Source organism: Streptomyces sp. SD15, from assembly GCF_054462255.1.
The window spans coordinates 155,182-182,128 of record NZ_JBTLMO010000001.1; the positions used below are offsets into that span (position 1 = coordinate 155,182).

A 26,947-nucleotide genomic window follows, 5' to 3' on the forward strand; every position below is an offset into this window, starting at 1 on the left:
TCATCGCCGCACCGCACGCCCCCCGAGCGCGCTTGTCCCCGTAGATCCATAACGGTTGGGTGAGGACCATGCTGCTGTTCCGGCAGCTGACGCGATCACGCCTCCGTCTTCATCAAGGGGCCTCGGCGCCTTGCCTGTGAGGTCCGCGTGTGGTGGGGAGAGGTGGTTGTGATGTCAGTTGCTGTCGTCTGTGGGATCGGCACGTGTCTGCCGGAGCGTGTGGTCACCAATGAGGATCTGACGGCCCGTCTGGAGACGTCGGACGACTGGATTCGTTCCCGTACCGGTATCGCGCGGCGTCGGATCGTCGAGCCGGGTACCAGTACGGGGGACCTCGCGGTGGCCGCCGGACGGGCCGCGCTGGACTCCGCGGGCCACGGCGCCGACTTCGTACTGCTGGCGACGACGACCCCGGACCGTCCATGCCCGGCGACCGCGCCCGAAGTGGCCCACCGTCTCGGGCTTGGTGAGGTGCCGGCGCTGGACGTCTCGGCGGTGTGCTCGGGATTCGTGTACGCGGTCACGGTGGCCAGAGCCCTCATGGCGTCCGGGACGTGCGCCCGCCCGCTCGTGATCGGCGCCGAGGTGTACACCTCGATCATCGACCCGCTGGACCGGGACACCGCCGTGATCTTCGGCGACGGAGCCGGCGCGGTCGTGCTGCGTGCGGGAAGAAGTACGGAGCCGGGAGCGCTGCGCGCCGTCGACCTGGGCAGTGACGGCTCCGGCAGCGAGTTGATCACGGTTGCCGCGGGCGGCTCCCGCCGTCCCCGCGCCGACGGTGACCTGCCGCGCAGCCAACGGTACTTCCGGATGCAGGGCCGTACGGTGTACCGGCACGCGGTGCAGCGGATGACAGCCTCCTCGCGCCTCGTGCTGGAGCGGGCCGGCTGGCCCTCCTCCTCGGTGCGGGCGTTCGTGGGTCACCAGGCCAACCAGCGCATCCTCGACGCCGTGGGCGACCGGCTCGGCATCGGCACCCAGCACCGTTTCGGGAACATCGCCGAAGTCGGCAACACCGCCGCCGCCTCCATCCCCCTGGCCCTCGCCGACACCGCCGCGCGTGGACTCGTACGCCCCGGTGAGCGCAGCCTGCTCACGGCCTTCGGTGGCGGTCTGACGTGGGGGTCGATCGCCCTCGCCTGGCCGGACGCGGTGCCGGTGCACCGGCCCCTCTCGATCCCTGCCGCACGCCTGTTGAACCAGGTGCCGGCTCCGTCGCCGTTGCCCTGCCGGAACGGACCGCGACCGTAACGCCTGCCGTCACTCCTACGAGGGCTGGGAAAGACCGGGGAGAGACCCTGGGGAGGATCACCAACACGGTGCGGGGTCAGCTCAGTTGCTCTTGAGTAGCCGTACTCATGCCGGTTCGCGGGCGCAGCCGCCATCGTTATGGCATCGCCCTCCGGCACACCGTCGAGAGGGGAACGCACCACTGACTTCACCTACCGGAGGACATCATGAGCAGCTCCCGCCACAGCCGTTCCGCGCTCGCCCTGGCCACGGACAACTGGCTCTCGCGGGTCTACCTGGCCGCCGTCACGGCCGCGACCTGCTTCTTCCTCTACGACACCCTCTTCGTCACCCACGCCGATGCCTCCATGGCCGGCGCCGTGCCCATGCTGCTGACCGCCCCGCTGGGTCTGCTGTACACCCTCATGCCCGACGGCACGCTCACCGGCACGAACGACGGCCTGTTCACCGCCCTCTACCTCGCCGGAACAGCCGTGGCGGCCCTCGCCAACGCGGCCTTCATGGGCTTCGCCCTCCGCAGGCTCCGCCCGTCGTCCCCCAACACCGCCCCAAGCGCCTGAACATCGCCTACGGGGCTACCCACGTGGGCACGATCACACGCGACGGGACCGGGTGAACAAGCGCTTAGATGGTAAGTGCGACCTCGCCCGCGCCGAGCCGGAGGCCCCACTACAGTTCACATCCGTCGACGATGTCTCCGCGCGCCTCGCCGAAACCCGCTATCTGGCATCGTCCGCGACCTGGGGCGCTGCCGGTGCGGGGAGATGGCCGAGGCCACGACCTTGGCCGTGCCGGCGTAGGCACAGGCAGTCACTGAGACCGTCCAGAGCGAACTTCGTGGCGTGGTGTCAGCTGCCCCACAGGCGTAGATACTGCCGCCCATAAACGTGATATTGACGAAAAGGCCGCTGCGGCGGGCACGCATGTGCGGTAGGGCGAGATGGGCCGCCGCGTTCGCGGACTCCCCCATCGCGCACGGGAACAAGAGCTGGTCGACCAACCCGGTGGAACGGCTGAGCCAAGAGATCAAACACCCCGCGGACGTCGGCGGGGCCTCGATGGCCCAACTCACGAAGGTCGAAAAGGCCGGAGTATGCCCAAGCGTTGCAGCTCCACAATGTGCTCTGCCGCACGCCGCGGTGCTTCGCCGCCACTCACCAGCACCCCCGCCTCGATATTGCGCCGCGCTGCGGACTCGGTCAGATTCGCACTGCCCAGGAAGAGCGTGCGTCGGTCGGCGACCGCGAGTTTGGCGTGTTGGCGCGAGTGAGCGTGCCCGGCCGAGTCACGTGCCCAGTGCCAAAGGCTCAGCCCAGGAACAGACACGAACGCATCGGCCGGTTCCCTACCCGAGAGGAGACCGCGCGCGCCGACCAGTGTCTCGACCACGATGTGCGTTCTCACCCCCCTTGCCACCGCCTCGGTCAAGGCCTGTGTCAGCGCTGGATACGGGCGGGCCGCATAAGTCATGGCCAGCAATTCGCCGCGAGCCTCAGAGATGACCTCGACAAGTACCTGAGCAGTCGCCCGCACCGGTACGGCCGGCGTCGAGGGACCGCTCCACACCGTACGGACTTGAACCATGTCTCGTGCATGCAGCATGGCTCCGACATAGCCTCGCACGTAGGCAGCCGCCTCGGCGAAGGGAACCGCCTCAGCCTCCACCGCGTCGTACAGCCTCGCAACGGCCTCGCTGACTCCCGGTGTTGCCAGTTCGGTCAGTGCCCGCTCCTTGTTGCGTCGTTGAGCCAGTAGGCCGGCGAGGTCCTTGCCACGGGAAAGGCCCAGGGCCACGACAGCGGCTTCAGCGGCGGCCTCGAACTCGCGTCTAGTCACGGCAGCAGACCGACCGGTGTCAGTACCTGGTCCTTGTCTCCGGAAAGGGGGACGAGGAAACGACGGTCCAGGAATCGGTTCGCGCGCTCGCATGTGGTTTCGGATACGAAGAGACAGACGTGGCACGCGGCTCCGTGGAGGTAGTCGCCCGGGTCGTGCGGCAGACGCTCGGAGCACAGTGGGTCGGCCGAACAGTGCGAGGCGTCGGCCATGGCGCGGCGGACGATCCGGTCGAACTCGCGTTCCTCGGCAAGGGAGACCAGGCCACCCAAGGTGCCTTCGGAATCAGGAACTGCCGTGTAGATGAGAATGCCCGCCTTCGGGTTCTGTTCGTCTCCCGCGTAGATCCGCTCGGCGAGTGAGGCCGAGTTGTAGCCGCATTCCAGAGCGATCGTGCGGATCAGCAGGTGCGAAAGGGTGTGCAGGGCGATATACCGTGCCCCCGGCCAACCGTAGAAGGGATCGAAGTCGCTGGTCTTGCGGTCCGACTTGCGGTTTGCCCGGAATCGGCCGAACGCCGCCCTGTGGGCCTCCATCTGCGGTGACTTCTCCATACGTGCCACCCACTCGGCCATGAGGTCGTCCCGCACGCGCAGGAAGATGCCCTCACCACGAACCTCGCTGGCGGGCACCCAGGTCTGCGCACCACGGGACAGTTCCACTCGGGAGGCGATCTCCGGCGACTCGGGGTCGGGCGCATCGAGCCGGGTGAAACCGATCAGGGCACGTGCCTCGCGCAGCCGCTCGACCTGGCGGATGTCGGAGAAGAGTTCACCCAGGGGGATGGGAACAGGAACAACCTGCCTCAATGCGAAGTCGTCACTGGGCGGTGGAACGGGGCCGGAGAGCGCGTCCCATTCGGGGCCGAAGAGGTCGGCCTGGACGTCGGGCGCGGAGGGGGCCGGTCCGTTGGATCCCTGCTTGCGAGCCACGATGGCCGCGACGACCGAGTCGGCGTCGAACTCCTTGAGGAACCCGAACTTGGGCATGCGTGCCATGAAGTCGAACTGGCTTCGTTCTTCGAGGACTTGCAGGTCCGGCCAGTGGTCGTCGAGGAGCTTGTCAATGTCTCCGCCCTGTCCCTTGGGCAGGGCCAGAGCGCTGAGGGTGAGCGGAAACCACTGATTGGACGCGCCCGCGACCATCAGGACCGCATCCTGGGCGCAGCCATTCGTCTCGTACGTGCCCAGGTGCGGGTGACGTCCGCGGCACAGGGGCAGGTTACGGCGGCCTCGTTCGCCCATCGCCTCCCGGATGTTGCGCTTCCCCCCACACGCGACGCATTCGATGGTGACGTTGGCGGCCTGGTTTCCGCCGTGGTCCTTCATGCGCAGCTTGGGGCGCGGTGTCTTGGTGCAGGCCTGTCCGTGGTGGACGTATGCCGTGTACGGGAACTCGTCGAGATGGCCGACCGTGCAGACGAGGGTGAAACGGGCTGCCACAGCGAGAGGCTTCCCCCGCTTGCAATCGTGCACGAACTTCGCCTCGTGCGGCGTACGAGGGTTGGAGTTGATGAAGGCGAATTCACCGGAGTCGACGGCGGCCAGTACGTTGCAGGCGGTGCAGCGTAGCCATTGGGGAAACGGTGTGACGGGTACTCCGACCCCCTGTGCCGCCCAGCCCTTGGGGTCCGTGTCCCCGCCCTCCAGCCACGGAGCGGCGCGCAGCTGCTCGACCTGTCCGCGCCCGTAGCGCTGGAGGGATCGGTTGACGGCGGCGCGCAGCCGGGGTTCGTCGATGTCGTACTCGGTGATGCCGGAGTAGCTCCAGGAGTCGAGTCCCTTGACGAGAACCGAGAAGTTCGGCAGGTCGACGAGGGAGCCGATACCGGCGGTGAACATGAGGTGGCTGGGACGGACGGTGCCGACCCTGCGACTGCCGTTGATGCTCATCGCTGTCCCTTCCTTGCCGAGTCAGCGGTGGTAGGTCCGTACTCGTCGCTGTCCACGGTCGCCATGTCGTGATCGGTGTCGGAATCGGTGCCGGACGTACCGAAGTTCCAGTCCGGTCCGCCTCCCGAGGATTCTTCGAGGAAGGCTCCGCCGCCGGGAAGAAGGAGGTTGATCTCGTTCTCCGTCTCGCGCATCGACATGCCAACAGTGAGCTCGGTCCACGTGGATCCGTCCGCCCGCCTCAGGAGCCCGCTCACGATCGTCGTCTTGCGTTTCTCCTTCCGGTATCCGAGGGCCGAGCTGTTCTCCTCGCGTTTGCGGCGCCACTCGTCCTTCAGCCGGTCCAGGCGTTCGCTCAGGTATTGGCGGGGACGCTCGCCCCCGATGCGTTCGGCCCGTTCCAGAAGCCGGCGTTCGACGTCTTGGGCGAGGGGCCCGTTGAGGTCGACATGATGGGCGTCCAGGTTGCGGGAAGTGTCGTATGCCGCCTGGCGCAGCGCTGCGACATAGGTGGCGGCCACGCCCCGGTCGAGGGCGCGACGTGTGAACGGGGTGACGGAGAGGGCTTCGACCTGACGGTAGAACGTGGCGTGATAGTGCTCGAAGTCTTCGTAATGGGCGAGGTCTCGAGGACGTGACCAGTTGTAGAGGGTGACGACGAGACCCGGTCGTTTGGCGTCACGACCGACGCGCGAGGATGCCTGAATGTACTCGGCGGTGTTCTTGGGCTGGCCGACGACCAGCATCAGGCCGAACCGGGAGACGTCGACACCCACCTGCAGCATGGAGGTGGCGAGGACGACATCGACGGCCTGTCGGGCGGCCGGCGTCATGGAGGCGCGGGGTTCCCGCTTCTCTTTCATGGCAGTCGCGTACTCGCGCAGGAAGGCACGCCGCCGCCCCGAGGTGTCGCGCTCGGGATCGAACCCGATCTCCAGGCGCTTGAGGGCCGCGCCGATGTCGGCGGAGGAAATACGCGAGGTCAGTTCCTGAATGCTGAGCATGCCGGCTTTGCTTACGATGCGGTCGGCCAGCGTGTCCTGACCTCTGCGGCTGCCGTTGGAGCGCACGCGGGTGGTGATGTCGTCGTCCATGTACCGCCGCATGCCGGCGAGTTCGCGGGTCGCGTTGAAGTAGCCGACGAGTGTCATGTAGGGGTCTGCCGGCTTGCCGTACTCGTCGAAGAGTTGCTGGCCGGCGAGGAGCAGGATCTCGGCCACTCGGATCTCGGCGGCCTTGAGGCGGGTGCCGTGCGCGCACACGCCCAGGTAGCGGCGGCCTGGGTTGTCGCGGCTCAGCTCGACCTGTCGGGAGAAGAATGTGTCGCCGACGTCGAGGACCTGCGGCGGGAAAACGGCGACCTTGCGGGCGAAGACGCCGCGCACCTGATCGGCGGCCCGCTTGGTGGTCGCGGTCGACGCGACAATCTTGGGCCCTACCTCGTGCCGCTGTCCCGTGGCGTCGGTGACGCTCCAGGTGCACAGCTGATCGACGGCGGACTCGAAGAGGCCGACGATGGTGCCGAGCGCGCCGGAGATCAGGTGCAGCTCGTCCTGGATGATCAGGTCCGGGGGCCGCAGCCGGCTGACGGGCTGTGCGGTGACGCCGGGCAGGTCACCCTTGGCGTTGTGGCGGCTTCCGCAGCCGGTTTTGGCGTCGAGGTCGTCGTGGCGGTAGCCGTGCCGGGGGCAGAGCTCGGTGACCCTGCCGAACAGCAGACCGGCGTACCCGTTCCAGGGAAGTTGAGCGAACTTGTCCACGGTGGCGATCAACAGTGACGGAGCGAGCCGGTAGATCTCCTCGTCGACGGTGAGGACGGGGATGCCCTCTCCTGGCGATTCGCGCCGTGAGAAGGGGCAGCGCTCCTCGCCTTCGCCACGCGGGCAGTACAACAGAACGCGGCGCCGTCCTTCGTCGTACTCCATGTGGGAGCGGGCCGTCAGTCCGCTGCCGCACCAGGGGCAGGTGAGGACTTGCAGGACTCGGGCGTACTTGTCGCTCGCGCTCTCCCTGGCGTCGGCAATCTGTTCCTTGGCCTCGTCGAACCAGTTGGGCGAGACGGAGGTTCCCACCCAGAGTCCGATACGGAACGGGGTGGCGCCCCAGCGGACATCTCGCGCGAACTCCTCGCGGCGCAACACCTCGCAGGCACTGACCAGGGCGGCGGCACGTTGGAACTGCTGAGCGGTCAGAAGGCGGAGGGTGTAGCGCATGAGGACACCGACGCCCGCCTCGCCGCTGCGTGCCTCCGGCCCCGAGCCGAGCGTGCCTTGCAGGCGTCGCAGCGCGAAGGTGTAGGCGGCGAGGCCGAGGTACGCCTCGGTCTTGCCACCACCGGTCGGGAAGAACAGCAGATCGACAAGTGCTTCGCGGCCGGTGCCGCGGTGGGCGTGTCCGGGCCGGGTGAGGGAGTCGAGGTTCAGCAGGACGAAGGCGAGCTGGAACGGACGCCAGCTGGCAGCTTCCTTGCCCTTGGCGTGGACCTCGTCGTACGCCTCCTGGTAGGAGTCGCGGTCGTCCTCACGGCCGGCCCGGGCGGCGGCAATGGCGGTGTTACGGCGCTGAAGTGCCATGGCCCGGTTGGCGAACCGGAACGCCTTCAGGGCGGTCTCGTCGGCCACAAGCCTGTCGATGCCGAGCGTGATGCGGTCGCAGATCTCCAGGGCCTGCTCGATGGCGACACCTGCCGATTCGCACAGGTCGTCGGGGAGGGAGCGGGCCTTGATCCGCTGTTGTTCGAGCCAGGTGCCGTAGCCGTCGGCCAATGGAGCGAGTGCGGCGCTGAGTTCGGTCCGGTGTGCAGGCACCGCGAGCGCGGCGAGTTCGTCCATGCCGAGCTCGAGCCCGCGGAGAAGATCCTGCTCTTCGAGTGCCGGCGCGGTGGTGGCCCGAACGTCGTAGTCCGGGAGCCAGGTGGTGGTGAGCCGGTGTGCGTTGCGCTCGCCGTCGCGCACCTGCGCGTGCACGGCGACGTTACGGCCCTTGGCGTGGCTGAGACTGTCCCGGTAGAGCAGTCGGAGCCGTCGGTCCTCGGGGTCTTCGGGGGCGTTGCCCCGGTTCGCGAGATCGAGAGGGTCGTCGACCGGGAGGAAAATCGCGGCCTGGTCGTCCGGAAAGGCGGTGATGTCGATCTCGGTCTGGAAGAGCCAGTGAGCGTCACGCGCCTCGCGGCTGTCCTGTTGCCGGTTCACCAGGGTCAGTTCGACGACGCGCAGGTCTTCGGCGCCGGCTCGACCGGTGTGCTGCCGTACTTGCACATCGAGGACGACGGCGTTGCCTTCGAGTTCGACGATCCGGTCGGCCGCGCCGGTCACGTCGATGTCCACCGGGTGCTCGATCGACTCCCGCGACCAGACCCTGCGGGTCGTGCCCCGGTCCGTGGCCTCCTCCGACTGCGTGTAGCGGCCCCATCGGACGTTGGCGCTGAGCGTGCCGACAGAGGCGGGGACCGTGAAGGACAAGCCCATGGAGGACGCCCAAATGTGGCCGGCGGCCTGCGGCGTCAGACGGTCCTGGGGATCACCGTCGTCACCTTCTTGTTCGTCACCCGAGTCACCGTCCGCGCTCTGAGCGGCCGCGAGTGCGATCTCGTCTCCGGTGACAGCCTGGGTCTGCGGCCCGAGCATGCCGACGAGGTAACGGTCGCGCGGTCCGGAGGAAGCGTTCGACAGGGTCTCGGTCTCACCGTCCCAGGGCCCCAGCAGGTCACGGCGGATATAGGTGACGAGTCCGTCCCGCACCGCGTACGAGTCCCCGGCGCGAAACGTCTGGGGCACTTCGTCGAGCGGGTGCGGGACAGCGGCCTGGGCAGGCTGGGCCGGCATTCGGTGGGTCCTCTCGGACGGGTCCGGTGGGGCACGAGCGTGGATCGATCGTAGGACAGCACGAGAAATATAGACCGTTGACTGAGTTCACACAACAAGATTGCGATGCTCCGTCGCTCCTGGCGGAACAAGTCTCTAGGCTGGCCCTCGGCCCCCGCCCACCCGCCACCCGAGGACGCCCATGCCCCGACTCGCCCTCTCCGACGACTTCGTAACGGATCTGATCTCGCTCCAGAGGCCCGTCCAGAAGGAAGTCAACGACGCGATCCAGATGTTCCGGAGCATGACCGTTCCCCAGCTCCACGCCAGCAAGGGCATGCACCTGGAGAAGCTCGAGCGGGCGCGCGATCCCCGGATCCGCACGATACGCATCACCAGGTTCTACCGGGGCGTTCTGCTCGCGCCCGATGACGGGAGCGAACTGTTCACACTCCTTCGGGTCGCCCCTCACGACGAGGCCATCAACTGGGCCTGCAAGCGCGCCTATTCGGTCAACGGCGCCACCGGGAGCCTGGAGGTGCGCAACGTCGAGGCTCTTGAGCAGATGGAGACGTACTTCGAGACGAAGGCGGTCGCGACCCCTGCCCGCCTGTTCGAGAGGCATTCCGACACGGTTCTGCGCGACCTCGGCATCGACGATCAGGTGCTGCGGCTGGCGCGCGTCTGTGTCACGGCGGACGACCTGACGGTCATGGCACCGCCCATGATGCCCGCCGAACAGTACGAGGTGCTGGAGTATCTGGCGGCCGACTACTCCCCCGAGGATGTGTGGGAGCAGCTGATCGCTCCGCGCGGGCAGACGGTGCGCACGGCGGAGGACCGGCCCGCGGTCACCCTCACCGAGGCGATTCTCAACACACCGCACCACATCGTGGAGGTGACGGGCCCCGGTGAGCTGGAGCGGATCCTCACCGAGGACCTTACCCGTTGGCGCATCTTCCTTCACCCCGCCCAGCGCCGGTACGCCTATCACCCGGGCTTCAACGGGCCCGCTCAGGTCACCGGTGGCCCCGGCACCGGCAAGACAGTCGTCGCCCTGCACCGCGTCCGGCATCTGCTGCGTACCGGCCGTCAGGGCGACCGGATCCTGCTCACCACCTTCACGAACGCCATGGCGGCTGCCCTGCGGGACAGCCTGGCGCTGCTGCTCGGCGACGCCGACGCCCACCTCCTGGAACGCGTGGACGTCACGACCGTGGACGCACTCGCCTCCCGGGTCGTCCGCGAGGCCCGGGGCCGTTCACCGAAGCCTCTTTCGGCCGCCGCAGAGAAGAGCGCCTGGACGCGTGCCACCGCACGCGAGGAACTCCCGTGGCCGGAGCAGTTCCTGTCCCAGGAGTTCCGCAACGTCGTCCTGGCTCAGGGGCTCCGTACACCCGAGGAATACCTGCGCTGTGTGCGGCGGGGGCGCGGCACCCAGGTGGGACGCGTGCAAAGAGCCCGGCTGTGGCGGGTGATGGAGAGATTCACGGCGGATCTCGCCTCGCGCGACTCGGCGACGTACACCCAGCTGTGTGATCAGGCCGCGCGGATCCTGGCCGACGGCGGACCGCGCTACCGCCACGTCGTGGTGGACGAGGCCCAGGACCTCCACCCGGCCCAGTGGCGGGTGCTGCGCGCCAGCGTGGCCCTCCAGTCCGACGACATGTTTCTCGTCGGCGACCCCCATCAACGGATCTACGACTCCCGCGTCTCGCTGCGCTCGCTGGCGATCAACGTCCGCGGACGTACCTCCCGGCTGCGTCTCAACTACCGCAGTACCGAAGAGATCCTGCGCTGGTCCGCGTCCCTGCTCGACGGTCAGCCCGTGGGCCGGCTCGGTGAGGACGACGACGATGACGGTGGCCGGGATTCGCTCCGGGGCTACCGCTCCGAGCTGCACGGCCGCATCCCGGCGGCACGCGGATACACCAGCCAGGACGAGGAGTTGCGGGCGCTGGTCGAGCAGATCCGGACCTGGATCGACCAGGACGGTGTCAAGCCGTCCGAAGTGGCGGTGTGCGCCCGGTTCAACACGTTGGTCGACGCGGTCATCACACGGCTGCGACGGGAGCGCATCCCCGCCGTCGCGGTCAAGGACGATCCGGGGCCGGGGGTGTCGGGTGTGCGGGTGGCCACCATGCACGCGATGAAGGGGCTGGAATTCCGCTGCGTGGCCGTCGTGGGCGTGACCTCGAGTGTGCTGCCGTTCGCCCCTCATGTGACGCCGGCCGATGTGGATCCCGTGCAGCACCAATCGGATCTGCTGGCGGAGCACTGCCTGCTGTTCGTCGCGAGCACGCGGGCCCGCGACGCCCTCGCGATCTCCTGGAGCGGGGAGCGGAGCCGCATGCTGGACCCTGTCGTCGGCTGAGACGCGCACACCCCGCTGCCCGGACCGAAAGCCGGTTCGGGCAGCGGGGCGCCCATGGGTGGATGCGGATGCTCAGACCCGGATCTCCCGAACGACGACGGTGTGCGTCTTGTCCTGAGAAGCGTCGTACGAGATGTCGCGTCCCGGCGGCTGCCACATCAGCGCGTGCCCCAACGGAGACGACGGAGAGACGATGTCCGCCTCGTCGGTGGGCAGTTCGGCGACTGTGTACAGGGTGTCGTCGTCGACCTGCCCATCGAACTCGAGAACGAGCAGCGCTCCGGGAATCACGACCTTCGGCGTGCCCGCGTCCCGGCCGACACGGACGGCGTCGAGGAACGTCCGCAGGAAACCGAGGCGCTTCGTACGGCGGTCACGCTTGTCGGCCTGCGTCTTCCTGAGGAAGACAAGGTTGGCCGCGTCGATGCCGTCGGGAGTCTCGTCCTTGGCGTCAACCGCGACCTGCAACTCCTGCATCTCGCGCACCAGTCGCTGGAAGGCCGCGGCTGGAATCTCCTGAACGGGGAGCGAGCTCTGCGGGGCTCGCAGCGGCGCCTGCCCCTGCTGCTGAGACTTGGGCACCGTGGGCTTAACGGCGGACCTCGCCGCCGGAGCCGATGTGCTCGCGGGCGCCGGGGCCGGGGTTCTCCCCCGCACCGGAACCGGCTCGGGGGTCGAGGCCTGCCTCGCGGAAACCGGCGTGCCTGGAGTGATCTCGCTCCCCTGATCGTCGCTCATCGGAACGCCGACCGCACCGGCAACCGGAACACCGACCGCATCGCCGACCGCATCGCCGACCGGCGAGACCTCGGTCTGCGCGTCCTCGGCCGGAAGGGCCGACTCCTCCGACTCCTCCGCCCTCTCCGACTCCTCCGGGGCCTCCCGAACCGGCTCGATCCCCAGCCGTTCCAGCTCCGCCCACAGCGGCACCAGCGCCTGCTCGCGGTCGAGGTGGAACCGGCTTCCGCGAATGCGGACGAAGGTCCAGTCGACGCGCTCCAGGTCACGCTGCCTCGCGGCCGCGGTGGACGCGTCCTCGCCCTCGGCGAAGGCGTCGCCGTCGCAGGCGACCGCGAGTCTGCGGGTCCCGCCCTCGACGACCAGGTCGATGGCGTGGCGGCCGACCTTGTACCCGGGCCGCACACGGTAGTCGCGCGCGGTCAGTTCCAGGTACACCTGCTGCTGGAAGAGGCTCTCGAACGCCTCGTGCCGTACATCGGGCAGTACCTCGCCGTCGACCGCGACGGTGTCCTCCTCCGCGGGCCGGGTGAGGTGGTCGAGCCACTGTCGGCGCAGGTCGTTCTCGTGGAACTGTTCGGTGCGCGCGCTGTGGAACACCCACACCTGGTCCTGGGCACGGGAGGCGGCGACGTTGAGCCGCTGCTCGTACGTCTTGCCGTTGAAGCCTCCCGGCACGGTCCCGGCGGCGGTGGTGGCCGAGTTGAGGCAGGAGATGAACATGACGTGGCGTTCGTCGCCCTGGAAGTCCTCGGCGTCGCCGACCCGGATGCGTCGCTCCTCGCGCTGCTCGTAGTCGAGGCGTTCGGCGAGCAGGTTCTCCAGTTCCGCCAGGTGCCCCTTGCTGGCGCGGAGGCTGATGACACCCATGGTCTTCCCGTCGTACGCGGGGTCCGCGCAGCAGCGCACGATCGCGTCGACGAGCGCTTCGGCTTCGGCCGTGTTGACCAGTCGGGTGTTGCTGCCGAAGGCCTCGCCGTTCTTGACGTGCACGGTGCGGACCGGCGCCAGGCGGTCGGCACCGTACTGCCGCAGCGGTTGCAGTCGACCGTTGTAGCAGAGCTCGTTGGAGAAGGAGATGATCTCCGGCATGCACCGGAAGTGCTCCTTGAGCATGAGCGTGCCGCGGCCCGCGGAGAGTGCCTCCGTGAGATCGAAGAAGCTGGACTCGGGGCCGAAGAGGCTGCGGACGTCCGGCTCGAGTGCGGTGAGCAGACGGTCCCTCAGGTGGAAGTACTCGTCCTGCTTGAGGCCGACGTTGGAGGGGCTGACCTGCTTGCTGTCGCCGACGACGACCATCCGGTCGGCGAGCCAGCTCAGCAGCATGGCCTCCAGGCCGGACTGGCTGGCCTCGTCGACAATGACGACGTCGAACATGCCGGGCCGGTCCATGGGCACGGTCTCCGCGACCTGGTGCAGCGGCATGATCCAGGCCGGTACCGCTGTCTGCGCCTTGCGCAGTGCGGCCTGTGCGTCGCGCCGGTAGCGGTGCTGGTACTTGCCCTTGATGCGGCGGGCGGCCTGCTGGTACGCGCTGAGCGCCCGGGACTGGTCACCGGTGAGCAGTCCGAGGCAGCGGTGCCAGGCCCGGGCGGCGGCGAGCCGGGCCAGCATGATGCGTGCCTCGTCGTCGGCCTCCGTCAGCCGCTTGCGCAGGGCACGCTCCGCCTCCGGGTCGGTGAGCCGCTCCATCCGGTCCCGCCACGCGGACCACGCCCAGGCCTCGGAGAGGAGAGGCAGCCGCGCGTCCCAGGCGGCGTCCTCGGGAGTCCCCGTGATCCGCTCGGCGAGTGAGGGGAACGCCTCTTGCGCGCGCGTGAGTGCCGTGTGCTGTACGGCCCGCAGCCGGGCGGCCTCCCGGACTTCGGCGATCTCGTCGCTGAACGCGCGGTAGCCGTCGGGATTCTGGGCGCGCACGGCGTCGAACGCGCGCGTGACGGCGGGCGCGACGCCCGGCCGATCGCTCCAGGCACGCAGAAGTTCCTCGGCGTCCGCGATGACCTTGCGCGATCGTTCGGCGGCGCGCAGGGTGGTGGCCGCGCGCAGGAGTGCTCGTACGGCGTTCTCGACGGCCGGGTCGTGCCAGGTGACGACGGTCAGTACCGGCGAGGTCGCCGCGGCGGTGAGCACGTCGGTACGGGCGGCGGCCACGGCGAGAAGCGCTTCGAGAACCTCGGCGTCCTGGCGCAGGCGAGCGAGCCTCGGACCGTGCCCCTGCCAGGCTCCGGCCGGACTCCCCCACTCGGATTCGATCTGGGCGAGCCGCAGTTCGAGCTGCACGCGAGCCAGCACGACGGCCGCGGTCTCGACGTCCTCCGGGGCCCGCCCGTCGACGCGGACGGTCTCCACGAACGTGCCGGCGGCCTTGGCGAGCTTGGAGCGGATCCCGAGGGGCCCGCGCAGTTTCTCCCCCCGACCGAGCCCGTCGTGCAGGGTGGTGGCCTGGGCGAGCGCCGTGGCCGGATCGTACTGTTCCAGGCCGCTGACCAGCGCGGTTCCCAGGGTGGCGAGTGAGGCGTCGACCGCCGCGAGAGCGTCGGTGACGGCCGCCTGTCGGCTGCGGGTCTGCCAGTCCTGCCCCGTGTTCACCTCCTTCAGGAGCGCGGGCGCCCACGCGCCGGCCGCGGCGGCGAGCGCCCCGGCACGAGCACGGGTGGCGGTGAAGGCGTCGAGGGCCGTCGAGAGCCGCTGCTGTTCGGCCTCCGAGAGGCCGCGTACGGCCGTGTCGTACTCCTCGCTCAGCGGATCCTGCCGCACCGCCGCGTGCGCCTCCTCGGCGGAACGCACGACGGAGACGGCTTCCTCGAAGTCGCCGGGGCTCGGCAGTTCGGAGGGGCCGGGCACCTCGGCCGCCAGGGCCTGGTGGTGCGGGGTGAACGCGCGTGTGGTGTGCAGGAGGTTCAGCACCTCGTCGGCGCTCAGCGTGGGCCGCTCCTGCGGGACCTGGCCGAGCCAGTCGTACCTCCCGGCCTCGGCGGTGAGGCGCCCGGCGATCTCCTGGAGGCTGCCGCTGTAGTCGCCGATCTCCGCATCGAAGCGGTGCGTCTCCTGCTCACGCAGCACGGCGAGATCGCGCAGCATCGCCTGCTGGGCGGACCGGGCCGCGGCGAGCCGGGTCTGGAGGGTACGGATCTCACGCTGCGAGGCCTTCTGGTCGTAGCCGGCGTACTCGCTGAGGATCCGCTGCACGGACGCCTCCAGCTCACGCTGGGCGGCCGCGCCGTCCTCGGTACGGCTCACGCACATGTCCCGGATGGACTCCGGCAGCTTGTCCCGCAGCACGCGTAGAGCGCGCGGGGTGTGGCTGGTGATGAGGACACGCTTGCCCTGCGCGAGCAGGTCCGTCACCAGGTTGGCGATGGTGTGCGTCTTGCCGGTGCCGGGCGGGCCCTGGACGACCACGAGCCGGTTGGCGCGCAGGCGTTCGGCGATCGTGCGCTGCTCCTCGTTGGCGGGCAGCGCGAAGTACATCTCGCCGGTGTCGGTCTCCGTCCCGTCGTCCTCGGCCGCCGCGAGGTCGGCGGCGGTCAGCGCTCCGTCGCGGCCCGCGATGTAGCCGAGCAGTTCGGTGGGAGGGGTGCCGCCGTCGATCTGGCGGGCGATGGCCTTGAGGGCGTCCATCGTGGAACGGCGGTTGCGTTCACGCAGGACGAGTGCGGGCGTGAGCCCGACCTGTGGCACATCGAGGGTGCGCGGCTTGGCGCGTTCCACGGTCGGCAGGTAGTTTCCGGCGCTGTGCGCCGCGTTGACCCAACTACGCAGGGCCGTGTGCAGGGCGTCGAGGTGTTCGGGATCGGTGATGTCGGAGGCGCCTTCCAGCACCCCGACGATTTCCTCACGCACGGGACCCGGAACATGCTGGGCGCCTTCGAGCATGCCCTCTTCGAGCTCCAGGCCTACGCCGGTCGGGTCCGGGGCGGCGGTGAGCGTACCGGTGGAGGGGTCGAGCTGGATGGTGGCCCGATGGGTGACCAGGTGTCGTTCCACTCGCTGGCCGCCGGCCGTCTGCCAGGTCAGCCGACCGAACCCGAGGACGAGTTCGTAAGCTTCACCGAGGTTGGCGGCGTCCTCATGCATCTTGTGCAGCCGGTCGTACAGCTTGACGTTCGGATCGATCGCGCGCCGCCGCTCCGCCCAGGCGAGCCACTCCTGTTCCCAGGCGGCGTACAGCTTCTCGATCTTCTCCCGCTTGGGGTGTTCGTCCAGCTCGTGGTAGGCCTTCTCGAGCGGGATTCCCTGGGACCAGTCCGGAAACTCGGGCTCGATCCGCCGACGCAGGTGCGGGGCGCGGGTCTGCTTGAAGTCCCGGATGCGCGTCTCGTCCACCCAGGGCGCCAGCAGCGGCTTGGGGTGCGGGGCATCCTCGCGCTCGGGGCGGGCGACGGTCAGCCAGGCCGGATCGTCGGTGGTGAGAACCCCGTCGAGCATCACCTCGACGCCGGGGCCGTCCGGCAGCTCCTCGAACCACACGGTGCCGGCCGCGCCGTCGAGCGTGCGCACGGGCCGGGCCTTCGACTCCTCGGCCTCGGCGAGGAACCTGAAGATCTGCCGTACACGCGTGGCGTCGGTCTCGTCGGCGGACAGCTCCTGGGTCCGGGCGGGCACGGTACGTCGTTCAGGAGCAGTCGGCTGCGACGGCACCCCTCCGAGCGCTGCCCGACTCGTAACCCGGGGGCCGCCTCCATCGGCAAAGCCGTATTCGCTCACGGGATCCGGCTCCGCGTCCGCGAACAGGGACTGCTGCTGTTCACCGAACAGCGCCGTCTGGTCGGGGAGCGGCGTGGGCATGGCTCGCGCGGCAGCCACGCGTGTGACGACAGGAGCCGGCGGAGCGGCCGAGGCCGTGGTGAAGGTGACGCTCTCGCGCTCGTGGCGGCTCGCGAACCGCACCTCGATGTCCAGCTCAGCGGCGGTGCCGGCGGGGATGCTGTAGGCCCAGGTCGCCGAGATCCGGCGGCCCTTGCGCAACGTGCCTTCGAGCTCGTCGTCGAGCACGTCGGTCTGGTGGTCCTGCACCTGACGGCCCGTCTTTCCGTACGGTCCGCTGCGTACGAGCAGGCTGATTCCGTCGACGTCGATGGGCTGACCGGTGCCGTTGCTCAGGTACAACGTGCACCGAACGAGGTCGTCACCCTGGCGGTACCCGTAGGAGTCCTCGGGGTCGACAAGCTCGTACGGCTCGACGTTGTCGACGCGGACATGCAGCCCGTCTTCGTACTGATAGTTGGAGCCGACCGGCTGCACACCGTCGCTCAGGCCACTCTCACCCTGGCTCACACGCCACCCCACCACTTCCGAGGGCCACACAGTGGCCACCTTGTGAAATCCCGCCCCGGCCACCCCAAGCATGAACCCGACGCGCCCCCCGGCACGTCAACTCGAGTGTGAACTGAGCACACGGATCAAGGGTATCAGGAGGACCATCCGCGTAAACGCGTTACGAAGCCTCACGACCTCGCGAGATTCCCGAAACCCCCAGAGCCCGGCAGGTCTCGTCACCGGCGCCACCCGGGCCGCTCCGACGGAGTGTCACGCACAGAGCGCGCCAACAACATCCCAACGTGCGCATATAGCGATTGACTGAGTTCACATGCTCGATGCAGGATATCCCTGGCGCCGCCCGTCCGGGCTGTCGACCACCCCCAGGGAAAGGCACACGCGCCATGCGTATGGAAGTGCTGCACGTCTCGCCGGAGTTGGCCGCCGACTGGCTCACGCACAACACCAGCAACCGGCCGCTCAGCAAGGGCACCGTTCAGCAGCTTGCTGCCCAGATCCAGCGCGGCGAATGGCAGCTCACGCATCAGGGCATCGCTTTCGACGAGGACGATGTACTGATCGACGGCCAGCACCGCCTGGCAGCGATCGTCAAGGCAGGCATCGCGGTGCCGCTGACCGTCACACACGGCGTGCCCCGCACCGCTTTCACAGTCATGGACACAGGCCGCAAGCGCACCGGCCGTGACACGCTCGCACTCGTCGGAGAGGCCAACGCCACACACCTGGCGGCAGCCCTGCGCGGCCTCCACCTCTACCTGCATGTCCCCAACTCCGCTTGGAGCGGCGGATCGTCGACCACCAGCAACGACCAGCTGCTGGTGATGCTGGAGAAGCACCCCGGCATCCGCGACGCGCTGCAGCACGGCATCGCGCTCAACCGCGCCTGCCGCATCACCGTCACGGCAGCGACGATCGGCTGGTACGTCACCACGGAGACGCGCCCCGACATCGACCAGACCTCGTGGCGGGACGGCATCATCACGGGCGCGCTGCTTGAGTCCGGCGACCCGCGCCTGACCCTGCGCAACACGATGCTCAGCCTGGCCAGCGGCAAGGCCCACCGCCGCCGCGACGACTCCCGCGAGCACCTCCTGTACTACCTCAAGTCCTGGAACGCGTGGGTGGAGGGTCGCGGCATGAAGCTGCTGCGGCGCTCCCCCAACGAGACGATGCCCAAGATCTCGAACCACGCGGTCGTAGTGGGCACGAGCACGGAGGTGTGAGTGCGCGACCGGCTTCGCGGCAACCCTGCGCACATGAACAGTCACCCGCCACCCGCTGATCTACTACCGTGTCAGCTGTAGTCCTGGGGAGGGCACTTGAAGAGGAACACGCTGGAGTACGAGCATGCCCTGGACGCCATGGTGCGCATCCTGCAGGCGCGCGCCGCCGCCGGCGCGGAGCCCCTCACGTACGGCGAACTCAGCGCCGAGCTGGCTCAGCAGGGACACCACGTACCGGCCTACCGGGGACCGATGACATACCTCCTGGAGGACGCCTCCTTGCGGGAGAGCCCCGACGGATCTCTGCCTATGCTGTCCGCCCTCGTCGTACTGAAAGCCACGAAGTGGCCGTCCGGCGGCTTCTTCCAGCTCGCCCGCCGCGACCATTTCTCACGCCCCGGTGACGACGCCGGGCTGTGGGCCCGCGAGCTCGCGCACCTGGCGAAGCACTACCCATCGCGCTGAAGCGCTCCACACAATCGCCGGTCGCGGCATGAAAGGAAGCGCATGCGCGCCCAGGAAATCACCTTCCTCAATCTCATCCAGGGAGAGAAGCAGTTCCAGGTCCCGCTCTACCAGCGGACGTACAGCTGGGGCAGGGATCAGCTGCTGCGGCTCTGGGAGGACGTGGGCGAGCTCGTCGACCAGCACCGGGCGGGTGAGGCAGTGGCGCCGCACTTCCTCGGCTCCGTCGTTCTCGCGCCGGGACAGATCCAGGCCGGCGGAGTACAGAAGTGGCTGGTCGTGGACGGTCAGCAGCGTCTCACCACGCTGATGCTGGCGTTCACCGCACTGCGCGACCAGCTCAAGGACTCGGGCGACCCCCGGGGCGCCGAGCGGGTGCACCGACAGATCCTCGTCAACGAGTACCAGGATGCCCTGGACCACTACCGCCTGCTGCCCACCCAGGCGGACCGGCAGGCGTTCACAGCGTGCGTCGCGTCAGCCCCGCAGGCAGGTGGCGGCGGCAACATCGGCGGCGCTTACCGGTTCTTCCTCGGAGCGCTCGCCGAGGGGCAGGAGGCTGCGGCCTCGAAAGACTGGCTGGAGGCCGTGGAAAACGTCCTCAAGGGCCTGCTGTCGATCGTGGAGATCACCGCCGAACCGGGCGACAACGTCTACCGGATCTTCGAGTCGATCAACAACACCGGCGTCGGTCTCAGCCAGAGCGACCTGCTGCGCAACTACGTCTTCATGCTGCTGCCCCAGCACGGCGAGCGGGTGTACCAGGAGCTGTGGCTGCCCATGCAGCAGAGCCTCGGTCCCAAGAATCTGGAACTGCTGGTCTGGCTGGACCTGGTCGTACGCGGCCACAACAAGACCAAGCAGAGCGAGATCTACCGCGAGCAGCAGAAGCGGTTGCAGCCGCTCGCCGGTGATGAGAAGGCGCTGCAGCGCGAGATCGCCCAGTTGTCGGAGCGCGCACAGCGGTTCCTCCGCATCGTCGAACCCGCCCGCGAGCGGTCGGCGCCCCTGCGCGCGGCTCTGGAACGCCTGGCCACGTGGGGCGGACAGACGCACTACCCCCTGGCCCTGCATCTGCTGGACCTCGTCGACGCGGGCAGCACGAGCCCGGAGGAGGCGGCCGAGGCCCTGCAGTACGTCGAGTCGTATCTGGCCAGGCGCCTCATCTGCCAGACACCGACCGCCGGTATCAACCGGATCTTCATGGAGGCTCCGAAGGACCTGGAGACCGACCGTCCGGCGGCCGAGGCGGTCCGGCGCTTCCTGTCGGGGAAGCGGCGCCGGTGGCCGAGCGACGAGGAGCTGCGGACTGCGATCCGCAGCAAGCCGTTCTACTGGGGCGGACGCCCACCGCAGCGCAGTTACATCCTGCGCCGCCTGGAGGAGAGCTACTCGCCCACCGAGCCCGTCGACTTCGCCAAGGCGTCCCTCAGCGTCGAGCACATCCTCCCCCAGCGGCCGGCGCAGGCGTGGTTCGACCTCCTCGCCGACGAGGCGGAGGAGGGCCAGTCGCCCCAGGAGCTGCACGACCTGCTGGTGCACACCCTCGGCAACCTGACCCTGACCGGCGACAACTCCAAGCTCTCCAACCACCCGTTCCAGCGCAAGCAGCAGATCCTCGACTCCAGCGCGCTGCGGATGAACCTGGAGATCGCCTCGTCGAAACGCTGGGGCAAGGCGGAGATCATGGCCCGCGCGGACCGCCTCTGGGAGCGTGCCGTGGAGCTGTGGCCAGGCCCGATCGGCGGGTTCCGCCCGGCCGGTGAGGAGCTGTCGAGCTGGACGGAGCTGCGGGCAGCGCTGGTCGCGATGCCCAGCGGCACATGGACGGCGTACGGCGATGTCGCCGAGCTCATCGGCAGCCACCCGGTGCCTGTCGGCGCCTACTTGGCGGCCAACCCGACGGTGATCGGTGCCTATCGCGTACTGAACTCCGAGGGCAAGATCTCGCCCTCGTTCCGCTGGGCCGACGGCAGCGACCGGATGCCTCCCCAGGAGTTGCTGGAGAGCGAAGGCGTGCGGTTCGACCGGTACGGCCGGGCCAACCGGTCCCAGCGTCTGACGGCCGCGGAACTGGCCACCCTGCTGGGCAAGGACGTCGCCCAGCAGACCTCGAACGATCCCCTGCCGGACGGCGAGAACACCGAGGCGGCCGAGCGCTTCCGCAGCCAGTTGCAGGAACACTGGCCGGAGGCGGTGGCCGGGGTGACCACGACCCTCGACTTCTGGCGTCACCAGGGCGGCTACCTCACCTACGGTCGCCACGAGGAGACGAGCTGCTTCCCCATGCTCGACGCCGGTACCAGCCACCGCCCCCACCTGATGTGGCCACTTGCCCTCTACCCGGTCACCGGAACCGCCGAGGTCGTCTTCCAGTACCTCAAGGACCGCAGCCCGTTCGACGACACGGAGCAGCGCCGCGAGCTGCTGCAGCGACTCAACAAGATCGACGGCATCGACCTCCCCGAGGCCAAGCTGGAACTGCGCCCCTCGTTCCCGCTCCTCGTCTTCGCCGAGCACAGCGAGGCGATCTGCGAGGCACTGGACTGGTTCGTCCACACGGCGGCGTTGGACCTGGCCCGGAGGGCCTGAGACCTACGACGGCCCACGTGCATCTCACGCGGGGGCGGAGAGCTGCGCCGCCCCCGTCGCCCGGCGCACGCGGGCCGCGGGTCGGCACCGTGCTGAGGCCACCGCTGCGGCGGTGCTGGTCATGCCTGGCCGATACCCAAGGCGGTGTCCGCGTCCTCGCCGGCCCAGCCCTGCGGGGTGCGCCACAGGACGTGGACGCCGAAGACGTCGTGGACGGTGGCGGCCGACCAGTCCTCGGCCGGGGGCCCGGCCAGGACGAGGAAAAGCCGGTCGGCAGGCGTGGGCAGGGTGTGGTTGATCTCGAGGAGGCGGGCCGCTCCTGAGCGGAGGTCGGCGTACGTGGAGCGGCCGGCGCCGAGTACTTCGTAGAGCGAGTGACCGTCCTCGGTCTCGCAGTCGACGTCGGCGACCGGGGAGTCGGGCTTCGGCTGTCGGTCCGCTCGCAGCAGGGCCGCCATCAGTTCGAAGCGCACCGCCTGATGGGTCTTGCAGGTGCGGTCCGCTGCGGCCGAGGCCTCCAGGACGTGGACGAGGCTCGCGTTCGGATCTGCCTTTTCCGGTGCGGTGGGGGCGGCTGCGGTGGTGGTCATGGGTTCGGCTTCCTTCGGTTCGGACGGCGAGGGTGTCTCGGACCGGTTCGCGGGAACTGCGCGGTCCGGCTCGGCCTCCGCCATCGGGTCGGCTGCGGCGCCGATGCGACGCTCGATGGTCCGCCGCGCCTGGGCCAGGTCGTCGGCCCAGCCGCTGAGCTCCAGCTCGGCCCGGAACCGGTCCAGGTCCGGTGTGCCGGAGGCCGACGCGCGGTTGGCGTTGGCCGCCAGGTCCCGCAGCAGGTTCAGGCGGGTCCTGTCCGGGGAGCCGAGTACGCGCCAGACATCCAGCCAGTCGTGCTGGTCCAGACGCAGGCAGCGGTTGGCCATGCCCTTGAGCTCCGAGAGCCGGGCGCGGACGTCGTCCGGGACGTTCCCGTCGGCCAGTTCCTCGACGACGCCGAGCGCGTCCGCGTACCGCGGGGCCATGGTGGGCGAGATAGGCCGGCGACCACGTTCGTCGACCGTGACGAAGCTGACGCTGGAAGCGTGGCGGAGCACCCAGGCGTCCAGCTCCGCCCCTGCGGCGGGGGGTGTGGAGCCGTGGCGCACCGCCATGAGCAGCGGGCGGTCCGTGGCGGGTGAGACGGCCTCGACCTTGTAGTTGCCGCCGGTGGTGTGGCCGATCACCCGGACCCGGATGTCGGTGCCGATCTCCGGGATGTCTCCCTCCGCCACCGGTGCGGCGCCGGTGGCGATGCCAGGGTCGGCGTTGATGCCGCGGAGCGGCTGTTCCGGGGTGCCGGCGGTGTCCGTCAGTGCCTCCGGGAGCGGCGCGGTGTGAAGGACGGTCAGGCTCTGGGTGCTGCGGGTCAGCGCGATGTAGAGCTGGCGCAGGCCGGACGGACCGCGGTCGGCGATGGTGGCGGGCTCGACGACGAGGACGTGGTCGTACTCCATGCCCTTGGCCTGGCCGGCGGCCAGGACGGACACCGCCTCGCGTTCCTGTTCCGTGATGCCGTCGGCCTCGTCCAGGTGACGGCCGATCTCGTCGAGCCAGCCGGAGTCGTCGGGAACGATGACGGCCACGGACCGCAGCGTGTGCCCGTCGCTGGTGCCGACGAGACGGACGGCCTGGGCCACGGTGTCACCGAGCAGCTTCCACGGCTCGGTCGCGATCGTTCGTACGGCGTCCGCGCCGGCCTCGCGCACGGCCCGCGGGTAGGGCAGCGAGGGGGCGACCGTACGGGCCAGGGGCGCGACGAACTCCATGATCTCGGCGGGTACGCGGTAACTGGTGGTCAGCTCTTCGACGCGCCAGTCACCGTGGTCGGACAGGAGCGCGCCCAGGCGGTCCCACTCGGTGTACGGATACGGGCCGGTGGCCTGGGCGAGGTCGCCGAGGACGGTCATCGAGCCGCCCCTCGCGACGCGGCGGCGCAGGGCGCGGGCCTGCATGGGGGTCAGGTCCTGTGCCTCGTCGACGACGATGTGACCGTAACGCCGCGGCGTCTCGCCCGTGATGAGGTACCGGAGTTCTTCCAGGCAGACGCGGTCGTCGAGGGTCCAGAGCTCGTCCTCGGCCTTGTCGGCCCGAGGGCGGTGCAGAGCGGCCTGCTCCTCCTCGTCGAGGATGCTGTCGGCGCAGGTGCGCAGGAGGTCGGGCGAGTCGTAGAGGCTGCGCAGGGCCTCCCGGGCGCCCGGCGACGGCCAGGCACGGTCGAGGAGGCGCTCCACCTGGCGGTTGCGTTCCAGGCTGCGGCGGATCGTGCCGTCCGCGCCGCGACGCGGGGCCAGGGCGGCGAGTTCCCGCAGGAGCCGATCGACGAGCAGGCTGCGGAAGCGGTCGCGGCGCTCGCGGTGGGCGCCGTCACCGCCGCGCGCCTCATCAAACAGGGCGCGGACCTCCGAGCGCGGGACGCGCAGGGTCGTGCTGCCGGCGGTGACGGTGAACGCCGGTTCGTCGCCCTCGAAGGAGGGTGCGGTGAGAAGGCCGTCGAGGGCCTCGGGGCGGCACTCGTGCTCGACGCGGCGCCGCAGGACAGCCGCCATACGCTCGTCGGACTTCACCAGCCGAGCCGACGGACTGTCGGTGCCGAGGATTTCGCCGTCCCAAAGTCGGGACAGCTGGACGGCGTTGACATCGCGGGTGCCGAGGGTGGGCAGGACCTGGCCGACGTAGTCGAGGAACCGCTGGTGCGGGCCGATGACGAGGATGTCCTGGGCCTTGAAGTGGTTGTTGTTGACGAGCCAGGTCACGCGGTGCAGACCGACGGCGGACTTGCCCGTGCCCGGTCCGCCCTGCACGACGAGGATGTCGGAGGGGGAACCCGTGACCAGGTCCATCTGGTCACGGCGGATGGTCTCGACGATGTCCCGCATGCGGCCGCTGCGCGAACGCTGGAGCTCGCGGAGCAGGAAGTCGTCCGGCTGGAGGGGCTTGCGGCGCTGGACCCGGGCGACATCGGCGGGGGTATGGGCCGGTGGGCGCCCCTCGCGCCCGGCGATGCCCGGCCGCCCTGCCCCAGCCTTTCCGGGCAGGGCCCGCGTCCCTGCGTCGGCGGCGGTGGGCTCGGCGGTGGTCGCTTCGTCCGCGGCCGGCCGCGGCTTCGGGACAGCCGTGAGTACGGGAACGGCGGGGACAGGGCCGGGAACGGGGACCGCCGGGGCGATGTCGTCGAAGTAGTCCTCGACGACGCGCTGTACGCAGCGCAGCTGCCGCCGCAGAACGACGTCGCCCGGCGCGTGCGGTTGCGCCTCGAACCACTTCGTCGCCAGCGGGCTGGTCCACAGCACGACGACGGCGTCGCGGGTCCGGACATCGGAGACGGCACGCCGACCGACGTACCAGGGTCGGGGCTCACCACCTGGCTCTTCCGGCGCGTCGACACGGGCGGTGACCAGCGATTCGCCGCCGAGTCCGTCGTACGCCACGGCCTTTTCCTCGACGTCCAGCCGGTTGGCGATGCCGTCCTTGTTGCTGGCGGCGGCCGAAGCGGCCGCCAGCCCGGTCATCTCGGCGAGCCGCTCGGCGTAGCAGTCGTACGCGCGGTCCACGGCTTTCTGCTCATCGGCGATGACCTGGTCGCGTGTGGTGGTGTTCATCTGCTGTCCCTCCCTGGCGGCGCCCAGTGGAACGCCGCTACGGGCATACGCCCGCACCCCGCCGACATAACTATCAGAGCTCGTCCCGTGACCATCAGTCAGGGGGCTGGGTTCCCGGACAAGTTCCCCGACCTCCGCCTGCCAGGCACAGACCAGGTCGCGCGTGGGGCCGATCCCGTACCGGGCGGTGGCCAGCATTGCATGCATTGACTCTGTTCACAAGACTCCGGCTGCGGTTGGGAAGAGGTGCACACTCAACGCTTCGCGCCGCCGACGGCCGCGGTGAGCGAGCACCCTCGACCACGATCGCCGCCGGTCGCGTCCGCTCCGTCGGTCGAACGATCGCTCCCGGCCCCGGAGCTCGGGGCTCGGGACCCGAGCTTTGCCGCAGCTGGCATCCTGAGGTCGAAGTTGACCCTCGACCTTGTGGAGGGCTCAGAGTGCTGGGCGTGGAGAGCGAGATGCGCAGCATTGGTGAAATGGCCCGGAACAGCGGACTGGGCGTGAGCGCCCTGCGGTTCTATGACCGTGCCGGTGTGCTGGTCCCTGCTTGGGTGGATCCGGTGAGTGGCTACCGCTGGTACGGCCCCGAGCAGCTTGAAGAGGCCCGGTTGCTGGCCCGGTTGCGCCGGGCCGGTATGCCGTTGGCGGACATCCGGCTGGTGCTTGCGGGCTGGTCCAGTGCGGACACCGACCTGGTGCGGAAGCTGCTTCAGGCGCATCTGCGCCGTCTCGAACTGGGGCTGTCCGACGCCCGAACCGAGTTCTCCACGCTCCGAGCACTACTCGAACACAGGGAGAACCCCATGACATCGCTCCGCACCGCCGCTGTCCGGCTGACCGTCTCCGCGCCTGAGCTGGCCGCCGCGCTGGACGCGGTCCGATTCGCCGCCAGTACCGACCCGGAGCTACCGATGCTCGGCGGTGTCCTGTTCGACATCGAGGGCGGAGCACTCCACGTCGTGGCCACCGATCGGTACCGGATGGCGGTCGCGCAAACCGGCGCCACGGGAGACGGGGGAGACGGCGGACCACGTGTGCAGGTCATCGTGCCCGTCCCGCTCGCCGACGCAATGCGGGCGTTGCTGAGTGGCGAGGCACCTGTCCAGCTCGCTGTGGACGGTGACCGCGTGACGTTGGAGACCGGGGACCGACAGGCGGCCGGTCAGTGCCTCGATCACGACTTCCCTGATTACCGTCGCCTCGTCCGCTTGTCGGTCGGGCGACGCGTCCTCGTCGACGTGCCGGCCTTCCGGAGGGCGGTGCAGACCGGTCCCGTCCGCACGAGCGAGGCGCGCAAGCAGGACGGCGTGACCTGCGACCTCAGCGTGCTCAAGGTGGCGGACGACAGCACGGTGACCATCTGCGAGGACGGTGACGACGACCAGAACCAGATCGCCGTCAACCGCGAGTTCCTGCTGCACGCGCTCACCGCCGGAGCCCGAGACCAACTGATTATCGAGTTCGGCGTCCCCACTGCACCCATCGCGATCCGCCGACCCGACGACGAGGACACGTTCTCGATACTGATGCCGGTCCGCCTGGAGAACTAACGTGATCTTTGACCTTCGGCGTCGAACCGTACGTCGAACTTGATCACTCGGTTCGGCAGCCGACGTACGCGGAGACGGCTTGCGTCCGGCGTACCGGGTGCGCCGGACCCTCCAGCAGCACCGTACGTACGACCTCCAGAGTTTGTCGGTGAAGGCACAACTGCTGGACACGCGGGAGCGGCGCCGCCAGGGGTGGCGCATCGGTTGTGAAGGGGGGCGCTCGGGCGCCTGCGCCATCCGGGGATGGTGGCTCCCTGTGCCGGTCCGGTTGAAGAATCAGCCTCCGCGCGCTCGGGTCGGTC

12 protein-coding genes are annotated in these 26,947 nt (G+C 69.3%); 7 read left to right on the forward strand and 5 right to left on the reverse strand.

All coding sequences use genetic code 11. The annotated features are described in order from the left end of the window. Positions 1-171 precede the first annotated feature (171 nt). A complete protein-coding gene (locus ACX28W_RS00750; RefSeq protein ID WP_458996775.1) occupies positions 172-1,254 on the forward strand; it encodes a beta-ketoacyl-ACP synthase III in 1,083 nt (360 codons plus the stop codon). Positions 1,255-1,460: 206 nt separating this feature from the next. Further along, the gene (locus ACX28W_RS00755) at positions 1,461-1,814 is read left to right on the forward strand and encodes an SCO4225 family membrane protein (RefSeq protein WP_458996776.1); all 354 of its coding nucleotides are present in this window, start codon (positions 1,461-1,463) and stop codon (positions 1,812-1,814) included. Positions 1,815-2,322: 508 nt separating this feature from the next. On the opposite strand, the gene drmC is transcribed toward ACX28W_RS00755, so the two are convergent. The 3 genes from drmC to drmA are packed head-to-tail and all read right to left on the reverse strand — an operon-like array spanning position 2,323 to position 8,806. Next, a complete protein-coding gene (gene drmC, locus ACX28W_RS00760) occupies positions 2,323-3,090 on the reverse strand; it encodes a DISARM system phospholipase D-like protein DrmC (protein WP_458996777.1) in 768 nt (255 codons plus the stop codon). Then, entirely contained in the window at positions 3,087-4,982 is a 1,896-nt protein-coding gene (drmB, locus tag ACX28W_RS00765) for a DrmB family protein (RefSeq protein ID WP_458996778.1), read from the reverse strand. The genes drmC and drmB overlap by 4 nt, the downstream gene beginning before the upstream one ends. Further along, positions 4,979-8,806 (reverse strand): DISARM system helicase DrmA, encoded by a 3,828-nt coding sequence (gene drmA, locus ACX28W_RS00770; RefSeq protein WP_458996779.1) that lies wholly within the window; start codon positions 8,804-8,806, stop codon positions 4,979-4,981. Before drmA ends, drmB begins: the two co-directional genes overlap by 4 nt. 181 nt (positions 8,807-8,987) lie before the next feature. On the opposite strand from drmA, the gene ACX28W_RS00775 reads away from it, so the two are divergent. Further along, complete coding sequence (locus ACX28W_RS00775; RefSeq protein ID WP_458996780.1) at positions 8,988-11,159, forward strand: UvrD-helicase domain-containing protein; 2,172 nt, start codon at positions 8,988-8,990, stop codon at positions 11,157-11,159. Between the two features lie 72 nt (positions 11,160-11,231). Here ACX28W_RS00775 and ACX28W_RS00780 read toward each other — a convergent pair whose 3' ends face one another. Further along, the gene (locus tag ACX28W_RS00780) at positions 11,232-17,174 is read right to left on the reverse strand and encodes an AAA domain-containing protein (protein ID WP_458996781.1); all 5,943 of its coding nucleotides are present in this window, start codon (positions 17,172-17,174) and stop codon (positions 11,232-11,234) included. 386 nt (positions 17,175-17,560) lie between these two features. Between ACX28W_RS00780 and ACX28W_RS00785 the strand changes: the two genes are divergently transcribed. The 3 genes from ACX28W_RS00785 to ACX28W_RS00795 all read left to right on the forward strand — a co-directional run bounded on the left by ACX28W_RS00785 (position 17,561) and on the right by ACX28W_RS00795 (position 21,457). Beyond that, positions 17,561-18,400 carry a hypothetical protein gene (locus ACX28W_RS00785; protein WP_458996782.1) on the forward strand — a complete coding sequence of 280 codons (840 nt, stop codon included), beginning with the start codon at positions 17,561-17,563 and terminating at the stop codon, positions 18,398-18,400. A gap of 96 nt (positions 18,401-18,496) precedes the next feature. After that, positions 18,497-18,865 carry a hypothetical protein gene (locus ACX28W_RS00790; RefSeq protein WP_389136562.1) on the forward strand — a complete coding sequence of 123 codons (369 nt, stop codon included), beginning with the start codon at positions 18,497-18,499 and terminating at the stop codon, positions 18,863-18,865. Positions 18,866-18,907: 42 nt separating this feature from the next. After that, positions 18,908-21,457, forward strand: coding sequence for a GmrSD restriction endonuclease domain-containing protein (locus tag ACX28W_RS00795; RefSeq protein ID WP_458996783.1), 2,550 nt, complete (start codon positions 18,908-18,910; stop codon positions 21,455-21,457). A 119-nt stretch (positions 21,458-21,576) separates the two neighbouring features. Here the strand turns inward: ACX28W_RS00795 and ACX28W_RS00800 are convergent, their stop codons facing one another. Further along, on the reverse strand, positions 21,577-25,092 hold the full coding sequence (locus ACX28W_RS00800) for a HelD family protein (protein WP_458996784.1): 3,516 nt from the start codon (positions 25,090-25,092) through the stop codon (positions 21,577-21,579). A gap of 461 nt (positions 25,093-25,553) precedes the next feature. Between ACX28W_RS00800 and ACX28W_RS00805 the strand changes: the two genes are divergently transcribed. After that, positions 25,554-26,645, forward strand: a complete 1,092-nt coding sequence (locus ACX28W_RS00805) for a DNA polymerase III subunit beta family protein (protein WP_458996785.1) — start codon at positions 25,554-25,556, stop codon at positions 26,643-26,645. The last annotated feature ends 302 nt before the right edge of the window (positions 26,646-26,947 follow it).

What these genes read in the sequence shown, in the direction of transcription:
- drmA (WP_458996779.1), bottom strand. Translation starts at nt 8,806, where the DNA reads ATGCCGGCCCAGCCTGCCCAGGCCGCTGTCCCGCACCCGCTCGACGAA.
- ACX28W_RS00775 (WP_458996780.1), top strand. Translation starts at nt 8,988, where the DNA reads ATGCCCCGACTCGCCCTCTCCGACGACTTCGTAACGGATCTGATCTCG.
- ACX28W_RS00750 (WP_458996775.1), top strand. Translation starts at nt 172, where the DNA reads ATGTCAGTTGCTGTCGTCTGTGGGATCGGCACGTGTCTGCCGGAGCGT.
- ACX28W_RS00795 (WP_458996783.1), top strand. Translation starts at nt 18,908, where the DNA reads ATGCGCGCCCAGGAAATCACCTTCCTCAATCTCATCCAGGGAGAGAAG.
- ACX28W_RS00800 (WP_458996784.1), bottom strand. Translation starts at nt 25,092, where the DNA reads ATGAACACCACCACACGCGACCAGGTCATCGCCGATGAGCAGAAAGCC.
- ACX28W_RS00805 (WP_458996785.1), top strand. Translation starts at nt 25,554, where the DNA reads ATGCGCAGCATTGGTGAAATGGCCCGGAACAGCGGACTGGGCGTGAGC.
- ACX28W_RS00785 (WP_458996782.1), top strand. Translation starts at nt 17,561, where the DNA reads ATGCGTATGGAAGTGCTGCACGTCTCGCCGGAGTTGGCCGCCGACTGG.
- ACX28W_RS00755 (WP_458996776.1), top strand. Translation starts at nt 1,461, where the DNA reads ATGAGCAGCTCCCGCCACAGCCGTTCCGCGCTCGCCCTGGCCACGGAC.
- drmB (WP_458996778.1), bottom strand. Translation starts at nt 4,982, where the DNA reads ATGAGCATCAACGGCAGTCGCAGGGTCGGCACCGTCCGTCCCAGCCAC.